Raw genomic sequence first — 13,076 nt, 5'->3', positions numbered from 1 at the left:
GTATGGCGCACGACCCGGGACACACCGAGCTCTACGACCCCGAGACCGACCCGCTCGCGACCTACGTGCTCGAGCCGGACGACGTCCGCCCGCTCCTGCGTCGCGTCGTGGCGTCGCCCGGAGCGGACGTGTTCACGTCGCACGCCCCGTTCACGGGCGGTCCGATCGCCGCCATCCCGCTGTCCACGCCCGAGGACGTGGCGCGCGCCGCCAAGACCGCCCGCGCAGCCCAGCGGCTGTGGGCCGCGCGTCCCCTGCGCGACCGCACGGCGGTGCTGTCCCGGGTGCACGACCTGATCCTCACGCGGCAGAGCGACGTCCTCGACCTCATCCAGGTCGAGTCGGGCAAGGCCCGCGTCTCGGCGTTCGAGGAGGTCTGCGACATCGCGATCGTGGCCCGGCACTACGCCGCGCGCGCCGGTCGGTACCTCGCGCCGCGCCGCGTCCAGGGTCTGATTCCCGGTCTCACGACCACCCGCGTCCTGCGGCACCCCGTCGGCGTGGTCGGCATCGTCGCGCCGTGGAACTTCCCGCTGACGCTCACGCTCGGCGACGTGCTGCCCGCCCTGGTGGCCGGCAACGCGGTGATCCTGCGGCCCGACCCGCAGACGGCGCTCACCTCGCTGTGGGCGGCCGAGCTCCTGGAGGAGGCAGGCCTGCCCGACGGGCTGCTCCAGGTGGTCGTCGGCGACGGGCCGACGGTCGGCGCGGCGGTGGTCGAGCAGGTCGACCACGTGAGCTTCACGGGGTCGACGCGCACGGGCCGGATCGTCGCCGCGCAGGCGGGGGAGCGGCTGGTGCCGGCCACCCTGGAGCTCGGCGGCAAGAACCCGATGTACGTCGCGGACGACGTGGACGTCGAGGTCGCGGCCGAGGGGGCCGTGCGGGCGTCGTTCGTCGGGACCGGGCAGGTCTGCGTGAGCATCGAGCGGATCTACGTGCACGAGGACGTGGCCGACGAGTTCACCGAGGCCTTCGTCCGCCGCACCCGGGCGCTCCGCCTGGGGTCGGGGCTCGACTACCGCTCCGACGTGGGCTCGTTGGCCTCCGCCGCGCAGCTGGCCACCGTCGTCGAGCACGTCGAGGACGCCGTCGGGCAAGGCGCCACCGTCCTGGCCGGGGGAGTGCACCGCACCGACCTCGGGCCGTGGTTCTACGAGCCCACGATCCTCACGGACGTCCCCACCGAGGCGCGCCTGGCCCGCGAGGAGACCTTCGGCCCGGTGGTGAGCATCTACCGCGTCGCCTCCGACGACGAGGCCGTCGCCGCGATGAACGACAGCGAGTTCGGCCTGAACGCCAGCATCTGGACCGCCGACACGCGCCGCGGCGCCGCCCTGGCCGAGCGCGTGCGCGCCGGGTCGGTCAACGTCAACGAGGGCTACGTCGCGACGTGGGGCTCGGTCGGTGCGCCGCAGGGCGGCGTCGGGGCGTCCGGCATCGGCCACCGGCACGGTCGCGAGGGACTCTGGGAGACCACGCGGACGCAGACCGTCGCCGTCCAGCACGGCGTCCACGGCGTGCTCGGCGCCCCCGGGATCGGCCTGCACCGGCTCTTCGACCTCGGTACCGAGACCTGGCCGCGCATCTACACGGAGGCCCTGCGCGCGATGAAGGCGCTCCGGCTGCCGTAGGGCTTTGCGGGCTGCGAGCGTCGAGTCGTCGACGTCGAGCAGGCCATGAGGCGCGCCATCAAGGTCGGTCGCGACCCTCATGGCCTGGTCGCCGGCTCGCACCCGGGCGGTCAGACGTCTGGACTCGACCTCAGGCGTGGCCCGTCGCTGCCGGGGCGGGGTCCGTCTCGTCGCTGATGCCCTCGTAGCCGGCGGCCTCGATCGTCGCGACGGCCTGACGCGCGATGGCCAGCTCCTCGTTGGTCGGCACCACCATGACCAGCGTGCTGGTCCAGTCCGGGGAGATGATCGTCGGCTCCTTCTTGCGCCCGGCGTTGCGGTCCGGGTCGACCGCGATGCCGAGCGACTCGAGGCCCTCGAGCGCCCGGGCGCGGACGATCGGGTCGTTCTCGCCGACGCCGGCCGTGAACGTGATGACGTCGACCCGCCCGAGCACCGCGTGGTACGCGCCGATGTACTTGCGCAGCCGGTGCAGGTAGACGTCGAGCGCGAGGACGGCGTCCTCGTCGCCGGCGTCGATCAGCGAGTGCAGCTCGCGGAAGTCGTTCTCGCCCGCGAGGCCCTTGAGCCCGGACCGGCGGTTGAGCAGGTCGTCCACCTCGTCGACCGACAGCCCGGCGTTGCGCTGCAGGTGGATCAGGACCGCGGGGTCGATGTCGCCCGAGCGCGTGCCCATGACGAGCCCCTCGAGCGGGGTCATGCCCATCGAGGTCTCCACCGCGACGCCGCCGCGCACGGCGGAGGCCGACGCGCCGTTGCCCAGGTGCAGGACGATCTGGTTGAGGTCCTCGATCCGGCGGCCGAGGACGCGTGCGACCTTGCCAGAGACGTACTGGTGGGACGTGCCGTGGAACCCGTAACGCCGGACCCCGTGCGTGCGCGCGACCTCCCGGTCGATCGCGTACGTCGCGGCGGCCTCGGGCAGCGTGCGGAAGAAGGCGGTGTCGAACACCACCACGTGCGGCACGTCGGGGAGCAGCTCGCGCGCCACCTGGATGCCGGTGAGGTTGGGCGGGTTGTGCAACGGCGCCAGCGGGGAGAGGGCGTCGATCTGCGCGATCACCTCGTCGTCGACGACCACCGGGGCGCCGAAGACTGCGCCGCCGTGCACCACGCGGTGGCCGACGGCGACGACGTGCGCCTGCGTGAGGTCCGGTCCGACCTCGTCGAACAGCGCCAGCACGGCCCGCAGCCCGGCGCCGTGGTCGGCGATCGGGTCGTTGCGCTCCGTCGTGTTGCCGCCGTAGGTGTGCCGGACCGACCCCTCGTCCTCGCCGATCCGCTCGACGATGCCGGACGCGATCGCCTCGCCGCCCACCGGGTTGACCAGCTGGTACTTGATGGACGACGACCCGGAGTTCACGACGAGCACGCTGCCGTGCGCGCCGTGGGCTGAGCCTGGGGTGGGCTGGCTGATCGGGGTCACGAGGGTTCCTCTGCTTGCGCCTGGATCGCCGTGATCGCGACCGTGTTGACGATGTCCTGCACCAGTGCGCCGCGCGACAGGTCGTTGACCGGCTTGCGCAGGCCCTGCAGGACCGGGCCGATGGCGACCGCGCCGGCGGAGCGCTGCACGGCCTTGTACGTGTTGTTGCCGGTGTTGAGGTCCGGGAAGATGAACACCGTCGCCCGCCCGGCCACCGCCGAGTCCGGCATCTTCGTCTTGGCGACGGACGCGTCGACGGCGGCGTCGTACTGGATCGGGCCCTCGACCGACAGGTCCGGCCGGCGCTGCCGGACCAAGGCGGTCGCGGCGCGGACCTTCTCCACGTCGGCGCCGGAGCCCGACTCGCCCGTGGAGTACGACAGCATCGCGATCCGCGGCTCGATGCCGAACTGCACCGCCGTGCCGGCCGACGAGATCGCGATGTCCGCGAGCTGCTCGGCGGTCGGGTCAGGGATGACGGCGCAGTCGGCGTAGACCAGCACGCGGTCCTCGAGGCACATGAGGAACGCGCTCGACACGTTGGAGACGCCGGGCGCGGTCTTGATGATCTCGAACGACGGCTTGATGGTGTGGGCCGTGGTGTGCGCGGCCCCGGAGACCATGCCGTCCGCGAGCCCGAGCTGGACCATCATCGTGCCGAAGTACGAGACCGACGTGACGATCTCCCGCGCCCGCTCGAGCGTCATCCCCTTGTGCTTGCGCATCTCGGTGTACTGCTCGGCGAACCCTTCGAGCAGGTCGTTCGAGCGGGGGTCGATGATGGCCGCCGCGTCGAGGTCCAGCCCGAGCTCCGTGGCGCGCGTCCGGATCGCCGACTCCTCGCCGAGGATCGTCAGGTCCGCGACGCCGCGCTGCAGCAGGGTCGACGCCGCGCGCAGGATCCGGTCGTCCTCACCCTCCGGCAGGACGACGTGCTTGCGGTCGGCTCGTGCGCGGTCGAGCAGGGCGAACTCGAACATCAGCGGCGTGACCACCTCGGGTCGCTCGACGTCGAGCGCGGCCAGCAGGGCGGCACCGTCGACGTGCTGCTCGAACAGCGACAGCGCGGTGTCGACCTTGCGCTGGGAGTCGGCCGACAGGGTGCCGTGGGTGTCCGCGGCCGCGCTCGCGGACCGGAAGGTGCCCAGCTCGGTGCTGATGATGGGCAGCCTGCTGCCGAGCCCCTCCACCAGCCGGGCGATCAGGGGCGCGGGCCGGAACCCACCGTTGAGGACGATCCCCGCCAGCGAGGGGAAGCCCTCGGCCTGGTGCGCGACGAGCAGCCCGAGCAGCACGTCCGAGCGGTCGCCCGGCGTGATGACCACGGCGCCGTCGGTCAGCCGGCTCAGCAGGTGCTCGACGGACATGGCCCCCACCAGCACGTCGAGCACCTCACGCGCCAGCAGCGTCTCGTCGCCGGCGATGAGCGTGCCGTGCACCGCATCGGTCAGCTGCCGGACGGTCGGGGCCGTGAGCAGCGGGTTCTCGGGGACCGCCCACGCGGGCAGGCCGGTGCCGGCCCGCAGCGCGTCCCGCACGCCGCTGACCGAGCCCGGCGCGCACCTGTTGGCGACGATCGACACCACCTGCGCGTGGTTGGCTGTCATCTCCGTGACCACGACGTCGGCCACCTGCGCGACGACCGCCGGCTTGCGGTGCCCACCATTGATCACCAGCACCACGGGGGCGCCCAGGTTGGCCGCGATCCGAGCGTTGTAGGCCAGCTCGGTCGGGCCCGCCACGTCCGTGTAGTCGGTGCCGACGACGACCACGGCGTCGCAGCGCCGCTCGACGTCGTGGTAGCGCGCGACGATCTGCGCGAGCGCCTGCTCCGGGTCGTCCAGCACCTGCTCGTACGTGACCCCGACGCACTCGTCGTACGTCAGGTCGACGCCGTCGTGCTCGAGGAGGAGCTCCAGCACGTAGTCGCGCACGTCGGTCGAGCGGGCGACCGGCCGGAACACCCCGACGCGTTGCACCGTGCGCGCGAGGAGGTCGACCAGACCCAGCGCGATCATGGACTTGCCGGAGTCCCCCTCGGGGGAGGTCACGTAGATGCTGCGGGCCACGGTCGGCGTCTCCTGGAGCTGGTGGAACGGTGACCGTGGGGCGGGCGGGTTCCCGCCCGCCCCACGGCGGAGGTCGTGCTACTCGTTGTCGCCGCCCGTCGAGATGGTGGCGGCCACCTGTCCTGAATCGGCGGCGTCCTGCGCGTCGGGCCACACCCAGTCCCGGACCTCGGGCAGGTCGTCCCCGTGCGCGCGGGTGTACTCGCGTGCGTGCAGCCGAGCGTCCACCATCTTCTGCCGCAGGTTGGCCTGCGCCGTGCGCAGGTGCGGAACGTTGTCGATGACGTCGATGACGAGGTGGAACCGGTCGAGGTCGTTGAGCATGACCATGTCGAACGGCGTCGTCGTCGTGCCCTCCTCCTTGTACCCGCGGACGTGGATGTTGTTGTGCCCGTGGCGCCGGTACGTGAGCCGGTGGATGAGCCATGGGTAGCCGTGGTAGGCGAAGATCACGGGCTTGTCGTCCGTGAAGAGACCGTCGAACTGGGCGTCGGACAGCCCGTGCGGGTGCTCCCGCTCGTCCTGCAGGCGCATCAGGTCGACCACGTTGATCACGCGCACCTTGAGGTCCGGCAGCTCGCGCCGCAGGATGTCGGCCGCCGCCAGCACCTCGAGGGTCGGGACGTCGCCGGCGCAGCCGAGCACGACGTCGGGCTTCTCGCCGGCCACCTCCGACCCGGCCCAGTCCCAGATGCCCAGACCGCGCGTGCAGTGCGCGATCGCCTGGTCCATGGTGAGGAAGTTCGGGGCCGGCTGCTTGCCCGCGACCACGACGTTGACGTACTGCCGGCTGCGCAGGCAGTGGTCGTACGTGGACAGCAGCGTGTTCGCGTCCGGCGGCAGGTACACCCGGATGACGTCGGCCTTCTTGTTGACCACGTGGTCGATGAAGCCCGGGTCCTGGTGGCTGAACCCGTTGTGGTCCTGGCGCCAGACATGGCTGGACAGCAGGTAGTTCAGGCTCGCGATGGGCCGGCGCCACGGGATGTCGTCGGTGACCTTCAACCACTTGGCGTGCTGGTTGAACATCGAGTCGATGATGTGGATGAACGCCTCGTAGCAGTTGAACAGGCCGTGCCGCCCGGTCAGCAGGTAGCCCTCCAGCCAGCCCTGGCACTGGTGCTCGCTCAGCATCTCCAGCACCCGTCCGGCGCGTGCGAGGTGCTCGTCCACGTCCGGACCGAAGAACTCCGCGTTCCACTGCTTGTCCGTCACGGCGAACACCGACTGGAGCCGGTTGGACGCCGTCTCGTCGGGCCCGAAGATCCGGAAGTTGTCCGGGTTGAGCCGGATGACGTCGGTGAGCCAGTCGCCCAGGACGCGAGGAGCCTCGCTGAGCGATCCCGCCGGCACCGGCACGTCGACCGCGTACTCGCGGAAGTCGGGCAGCCGCAGGTCCTTGAGCAGCGCGCCGCCGTTCGCGTGCGGGTTGTCGCTCATGCGCAGGGGACCGGCGGGCGCCAGCTCGCGGATGTCGGCGTGCAGGCGGCCCTCGTCGTCGAACAGCTCGCCGACCCGGTACGACTCCAGCCACTGCCGCAGCACGTCCAGGTGCTCCGGGGTGTCCCGCGCGTTGGCCAGCGGCACCTGGTGGGCGCGCCACGAACCCGTGGTCTTCTTGCCGTCGATGTAGTCCGGGCCCGTCCATCCCTTCGGGGTGCGGAACACGATCATGGGCCACTGCGGCCGTTGCTCGTTGCCCGCGTGCGCGCTGCGCTTGATCTCCGCGATCTCGTCGAGCACCTCGTCCAGCAGCGTGGCGAACCGGCGGTGGACGCTCTCGAAGGACTCGTCGTCGAAGCCCGCGACGAACATGTGCGGCTTGTGGCCGTACCCGACCATGAGCGACTCGAGCTCGTGGTCCGGGATGCGCGCGAGCACCGTCGGGTTCGCGATCTTGTAGCCGTTGAGGTGCAGGATCGGCAGGACGACGCCGTCCTTCTCCGGGTTGACGAACTTGTTCGAGTGCCAGCTGGTGGCCAGCGGGCCCGTCTCCGCCTCGCCGTCGCCGACGACCGTGGCGACCAGCAGGTCGGGGTTGTCGAAGGCCGCGCCGTACGCGTGGCTCAGGGCGTAGCCGAGCTCGCCGCCCTCGTGGATCGACCCCGGCGTCTCGGGAGCCACGTGGCTCGGGATGCCGCCCGGGAACGAGAACTGCCGGAACAGCCGGTGGATGCCCTCGGTGTCCTCGGTGATGTCGGAGTAGTACTCCGAGTACGTGCCGTCGAGGTACGCGCTKGCGACGAGCCCCGGGCCGCCGTGGCCGGGTCCGGTCACGTAGATCGTGGACTGCTCGCGCTCCTTGATCGCGCGGTTGAGGTGCGCGTAGAGGAAGTTGAGGCCGGGCGTGGTGCCCCAGTGCCCGAGCAGCCGCGGCTTCACGTGGTCACGCGACAGGGGCTCGCGCAGCAAGGGGTTGTCCAGCAGGTAGATCTGGCCCACCGACAGGTAGTTGGCGGCCCGCCACCATCGGTCGATGCGGTTCAGGGTCTCGGTGTCGACCGCCTCCCCGCTCCCGGTCCGCCATGCCGTGCCTACCGACGTCGTCGTGGTCATCGCACTCCCCAGTCGTCGCTCCGGCGATGTGCCGGCCTGTCGCCACTCTTGCGGGGGACGCCGTCCCGACCGGAGGACCTAGGTCCCGCCGTCGCGCCCGCACGCCCTCCCGCCATACAACCGCACTCCGCCTCCGGGTGCAGCATGCTGTGGGCGAACGCACGCGGAACGCACGATGGCGTCGACCGGGGACGCGTGCGCAGGTCAGCGGGGCTGTGGGCGGCTCGGCCGGGGGTCCGGCCCGTTCCGGGGAGCACCGGGGCGCGAGGTACCGTGAGGCGTGACCGACCAGAGCCCCGGAGCCGTCGCGCGCGAGCGTGCCGCGGTGCCGGTCGCCCGGTCCAGGGACGCCGCAGACTCGCGTGGCGCGAGCGTCGCGGGGCAAGCCTCACCGGCCGCGCCAGGCGCGAGCGTCGCGACGTCCGCGCCAGGCGCGAGCTCGTCCGGGCACGACGAGGAGCCGCCTCCGCTCGCCGCGCAGGCCAGGCCGGTCCCCGCGTGGGAGCAGGCCACGCGCCGCCCCCCGACGACCATGCTGCGAGCGGCCGTCCGGCCCCGGATGCTGCTGCTGCTCGTCCTGCTGCTCGCCGCTGCCGCGCTGTGCGCGCGCCTAGGTGTGTGGCAGCTGGACCGGGCTCAGGTGCACGGAGCGGCCGCCGCGGAACGTCGCACCGCCGAGCTCGTCGCGGCGCCCGCCGTGCCGCTCTCGGACGAGCTCGCGCCGCAGACCACGTTCACCGGCGACCTCGTCGGCCGCAAGGTCTCCGTGACCGGTACGTACGACGCCGACGGCCAGCTGCTGGTCACCGGCCGCGCGCACGACGGCACCACCGGGTTCCTCGTCCTGACGCCGCTGCACACCGCCGACGGCGACGCCGTGCTCCCGGTGGTGCGCGGCTGGGTGGCCACGCCCGCCGAGGCCGACCAGCCGCCGAGCGGACCGGTCGACCTCACCGGCTACCTGCAGGCGTCCGAGGAGGCCGGGACCGGCATCGCCGACGGGCGCACCGACGGCATCAGCTCCGCCGAGCTGCTGAACTCGTGGGGCGGTCCGATCTACACGGGCTACCTCGTGGTCGCGTCCTCCGACCCGGCGCAGGCGTCGTCGGTGGTGCTCCTCGACCCGCCGACCAAGCCTGGCTCGGGCCTGAACATCCAGAACCTGGCCTACGCCGCGCAGTGGTGGATCTTCGGCGCGTTCGCCGTGCTGCTGTGGCTGCGGCTGGTCCGCGACGAGGCGCGCGGGTCCGGCGCGGAGCCGACGAGCGATCCCGGCCCGACGGGTGCCGCTCCGGCCTGACGGTCCGTCGCGAGAGTCGCCGTCAGCCCAGCGGCGGCCGGCGCCGCAGCTCCTTGACGGCCCGGCGCTTCTGCTCGCCCTGCACCCGGCGCACCTGCGAACCCCGGCTCGGCCGCGTGGCCCGTCGGGCCGGTCCCGGGGGAGCGAGGGCTTCGTCGAGCAGGGCGTGCACCCGGGTCAGCGCGGCTTCGCGGTTGCGCAGCTGCGACCGGTACTCCTGCGCGCTCACCGTGAGCAGCTGGCCCCGCAGCCTGCTCGCGAGCCGGGCCAGCACCCGGTCCTGCTGGGTGGGGCTGGTCCACGCGATCCGGGCGAGGTCGACCGTCAGCTCGACCCGGGAGTCGGTGGTGTTCACCGACTGCCCGCCCGGCCCGCTCGACCGGGAGAAGCGCCACGCGAGGGCGTCGTCCGGGACGACGACGCCCCCGCGCAGCGTAAGTGGGCCGGTCATGTCAGTCGTGCTGCCACGAGTGCCACAGCGCGGCATAGTCGCCGCCAGCGGCGACCAGCTCGTCGTGGGGGCCGATCTCCGTGATGCGGCCGGCGTCGACCACGGCCACCCGGTCCGCGTCGTGCGCGGTGTGCAGGCGGTGGGCGATCGCGACGACCGTCCGGCCCTGGAGCACCGCGGAGAGCGACTTCTCGAGGTGCCGGGCGGCGCGGGGGTCGAGCAGCGAGGTCGCCTCGTCGAGCACGAGCGTGTGCGGGTCGAGCAGCACCAGGCGGGCCAGCGCGATCTGCTGCGCCTGCGCCGGCGTCAGAGCGGCGCCGCCGGAGCCGACCTCGGTGGCCAGCCCGTCGGGCAGCGCCTGCACCCACTCCCAGGCGTCGACCGCCCGGAGCGCGCGCTCCAGCGCGGCCGCGTCGGCGTCCTCCTGCGCGAGCCGCAGGTTGTCCGCGACCGTGCCGACGAACACGTGGTGCTCCTGCGTGACGAGCGCGACGTGCCCCCGCAGCTCCTCGAGCGGGAGGTCGACCAGCGGCACGCCGCCGACCGTCACTGAGCCGCCCGTGGGCGGGTGGATGCCCGCGAGCATGCGGCCGAGAGTCGACTTGCCGGCCCCGGACGGGCCGACCACGGCCAGCCGCTCGCCCGCGGCCAGGTCGAGGTCGATCCCGTGCAGCACGTTGTGACCCTCGCGGTACGCGTAGGTCAGGTCCCGCGCGGCGATGTCCTCGTCCACGGGTGTGCCCTCGCGGGACGTCCGGTCCGGCTCCACCAGCTGCACGCCGACGATCCGGGCGAGCGACGTAGCGGCCACCTGGATCTCGTCGATCCAGAAGATCAGCTCCCACACGGGTCCGGTGACCTGGTACGTGTACAGGACGATTGTGGTCACGGCGCCGACCGTGACGTGCCCCTGCGAGGCGAGGTAGCCGCCCCAGAACAGGACCGCGGCGGGCGCCAGCACGAACGCCCCGTCGATGCCCGGGAACAGGATCGTGCGCAGGCGCAGCGTCGCCTTCTCGGCGGCGAACGCCTCGCGCAGGTCGTCGTCGACGCGGGCCATCCGGCGGCGGCCGAGGCGCAGGGCGTCGACCGTGCGCGCGCCCTCGACCGACTCGGTGATGGTGCCGTTGAGCGTCGCGTACGCCGCCGACTCCCGCTGGTACGCGGGCGTGGCGCGCTTGAGGTACCAGCGGACGAGGATGACGAGCGTCGGGACGCCGATGAACATCGCGACCGAGACCAGCGGCGAGATGACCAGGCAGGCGACGATGGTCAGCGTGATGGTGACGACGGCGACGATCACGCGCGGGACGCCGAAGCGCACCGCGTGCTGCAGCTTGTTCACGTCGTTGGTGGTGCGCGCGACCAGGTCGCCCGTCCCGGCCCGCTCGACCGTCGACAGCGGCAGCGCCGTGACCTTCTCGATGAACTCCTCGCGCAGCTCGGCGAAGACCTCCTCGCCGAACACCATGGACGAGCGTTGCGCGAAGCGGATGATCACCGTCTGCGTGAGCACCGCCGCGGCGCCGATGGCGATGAGCGTGTTGACGTAGCCGACGGTCGTCCCGTCGTTGACCGCGTCGACCAGCAGGCCGAGGATCCACGGGCCGGCCAGGCCGGCCGTCGCGGCGAGCGTGTGCAGGACCGCGATGACGGTCAGCGGCCGACGGTGCTTGCGCATCAGGAGGCCGGTGTAGGCCCGCACGGTCGCCGAGTCGGCGATGGGGAGCTTCATGACTGTCCTCCGTTCGTGTCTCCGGCCGTCTGGGCCGCCAGCAGCTCCTCGTGCAGCCGCTCGTCGTCCGCCAGGTCCTCGACCGCGCGGTTCTCGAGCGCCTCCTCGTCCATCTGCCGCCCGACGACCGCCCGGTAGGCTCGCGCGACCTCGAGGTCGCCCCCGCCGTGCGCGAGCAGCTCGTCGTGCGTGCCACGGGCGCGGACGACGCCGTCCTGCACGTACGCGACCTCGTCCACGTGGTCGAGCACCAGCGGGCTCGCGGTGACGACGAGCGTGGTGCGTCCCCGTCGGACGTCGGCCAGCCGTGCCGCGATCCGCGCCTCGGTGTGCGCGTCGACCGCACTGGTCGGCTCGACGAGAACGAGGATCTCGGGGTCGATGAGCAGCGCCCGCGCGAGCGCGACGCGCTGACGCTGGCCGCCGGACAGCGACCGGCCCTTCTCGGGCAGCTCGCCGGCCAGGCCGTCGGGCACCGAGTCCAGCACGTCGTGCGCGTCGGCCGTCGCGATGATCCGGAGCAGGTCCTCCTGGGTCGCCCCGCCGCGGACATCGAGCTCGTGCTCGAGCGCGCCCGAGAACAGGTGCGGCGTCGCCTCGGCGACCACGATGCGCTCGCGCACCGCGTCCTTGTCCAGCTCCGCCAGCAGCACGCCGCCGAGCCGGACCGGGGTGTCCTTCTCCGCCTCGTCGTCGAACCGACCGAGCCGCGTCGCGATGCGCGCCGACTCGTCGGGGTCCGCGCTGACCAGCGCGAGCACCCGGCCCGGCTCCAGCCGCAGGTCGCTGACCTCGTCGACCAGAGGCACGTGCGGCTCGGGCGGCGTCGCCGTCCCGTCGGTCGCGCCCGACGCCGGGACCACCCGCAGCACCTTGACCACCTTGGTCGCCCCGATGTGCGCGCGCGTCGCGGCCTGCAGCATCTGCGTCGCGTTCTGCACCGGCCACGACAGGAACGCCGCGAAGCCGTACGTCGAGACCAGCTGTCCCGGCGTGATGGTGCCCGCCAGGGCCATGTGCGCGCCCAGGTAGAGGAGGACGACGACGAACGTGCCCGGCAGCAGCACCTGGAGTGCGTCGAGCACCGACTGGGTCTTGGCGACCTCGACCCCGCGGCGGCGCGTCTCCTGCGACTGCTCGCGGTAGCGACCGGTGAACACGCCCTCGCCGCCGATGCCCCGCAGGATGCGCAGCCCGGAGACGGTGTCGGCGCCCAGCGTGGTCAGCCGGCCCGAGGCCTCGCGCTGGGCCGCCTGCCGGCGCGACAACGGCTTGACCAGCAGGCCGAGGATCGCGGCGACCGTCGGCAGGCCGAGGATCACGACCAGGCCGAGGGGGACCGAGACGTTGAGCATGAGGACGGCCACGACGCCGTAGGCGACGAGGCTGCCGAGGAAGTGGGCGGCCAGCGCGTAGACCTCGCCGATGCGCAGGGCGTCGTTGGCGACGGCCGAGACGACCTCGCCCGTCGGCAGCTCCGACGTGATCGCGTGGCCCGACCGCGAGACTGTCCGGCCGACCAGCTGGGACGACGTGAACGCGGCACGCAGCCAGTTCGCGATGTCGTAGCGGTGGCCGATGGCCGACGTGGTGGTGATCACCAGGCCGAGCGCCAGCAGGGTGCCGCACGCGCGCCACAGGTCGGGTCCGAAGCCGCTGTCCAGGCCGTCGTCGATCGCGTGACCGACCACGTACGGGGTGAGCGCCTGGCAGGCGAACATGACGACGCCGAGGGCGACCGCGGTCAGGAGGATGCCCCACTGACGCCGGGCCAGCCACCAGAGCAGGGCTGTGGGCCCGCTCAGCGGCGGGGTACCAGGGTCGTCGAGGGGGAGGGAACGCACGAGGTGCAACGTTACGGGGCGGTACCGACACTCCTCGAACCGTTTTCCGGGGCACGGACGA

At 72.6% G+C, this 13,076-nt stretch carries 8 protein-coding genes; 2 read left to right on the top strand and 6 right to left on the bottom strand.

Annotation, left to right across the window (positions count from 1 at the left end; translation table 11 throughout):
- The first annotated feature begins 2 nt into the window (after window positions 1-2).
- Window positions 3-1,634 carry a succinic semialdehyde dehydrogenase gene (locus AC1DQC_RS03070; protein ID WP_477049764.1) on the top strand — a complete coding sequence of 544 codons (1,632 nt, stop codon included), beginning with the start codon at window positions 3-5 and terminating at the stop codon, window positions 1,632-1,634.
- Window positions 1,635-1,764: 130 nt separating this feature from the next.
- Here the strand turns inward: AC1DQC_RS03070 and AC1DQC_RS03065 are convergent, their stop codons facing one another.
- The 3 genes from AC1DQC_RS03065 to AC1DQC_RS03055 form a co-directional block, all read right to left on the bottom strand.
- A complete protein-coding gene (locus tag AC1DQC_RS03065) occupies window positions 1,765-3,051 on the bottom strand; it encodes an acetate/propionate family kinase (protein ID WP_477049825.1) in 1,287 nt (428 codons plus the stop codon).
- A 5-nt stretch (window positions 3,052-3,056) separates the two neighbouring features.
- Complete coding sequence (pta, locus tag AC1DQC_RS03060; RefSeq protein WP_477049763.1) at window positions 3,057-5,129, bottom strand: phosphate acetyltransferase; 2,073 nt, start codon at window positions 5,127-5,129, stop codon at window positions 3,057-3,059.
- Window positions 5,130-5,207: 78 nt separating this feature from the next.
- Complete coding sequence (locus tag AC1DQC_RS03055) at window positions 5,208-7,685, bottom strand: phosphoketolase family protein (protein ID WP_477049762.1); 2,478 nt, start codon at window positions 7,683-7,685, stop codon at window positions 5,208-5,210.
- Between the two features lie 280 nt (window positions 7,686-7,965).
- Between AC1DQC_RS03055 and AC1DQC_RS03050 the strand changes: the two genes are divergently transcribed.
- Window positions 7,966-8,985, top strand: a complete 1,020-nt coding sequence (locus AC1DQC_RS03050; RefSeq protein ID WP_477049761.1) for an SURF1 family protein — start codon at window positions 7,966-7,968, stop codon at window positions 8,983-8,985.
- Between the two features lie 22 nt (window positions 8,986-9,007).
- Here AC1DQC_RS03050 and arfB read toward each other — a convergent pair whose 3' ends face one another.
- From arfB to AC1DQC_RS03035, 3 genes are read right to left on the bottom strand one after another with little or no spacing between them, the layout of a single operon-like run.
- Complete coding sequence (arfB, locus tag AC1DQC_RS03045) at window positions 9,008-9,436, bottom strand: alternative ribosome rescue aminoacyl-tRNA hydrolase ArfB (RefSeq protein ID WP_477049760.1); 429 nt, start codon at window positions 9,434-9,436, stop codon at window positions 9,008-9,010.
- A 1-nt stretch (window position 9,437) separates the two neighbouring features.
- Complete coding sequence (locus tag AC1DQC_RS03040; protein WP_477049759.1) at window positions 9,438-11,171, bottom strand: ABC transporter ATP-binding protein; 1,734 nt, start codon at window positions 11,169-11,171, stop codon at window positions 9,438-9,440.
- Window positions 11,168-13,015 (bottom strand): ABC transporter ATP-binding protein, encoded by a 1,848-nt coding sequence (locus AC1DQC_RS03035; RefSeq protein ID WP_477049758.1) that lies wholly within the window; start codon window positions 13,013-13,015, stop codon window positions 11,168-11,170. The genes AC1DQC_RS03040 and AC1DQC_RS03035 overlap by 4 nt, the downstream gene beginning before the upstream one ends.
- Between the last annotated feature and the right edge of the window lie 61 nt (window positions 13,016-13,076).

Source organism: Cellulomonas sp. P4_H12 (assembly GCF_056400905.1).
Note: the sequence above shows the minus strand (reverse complement) of the source record. Positions and strands in the feature narration are given on the sequence as shown.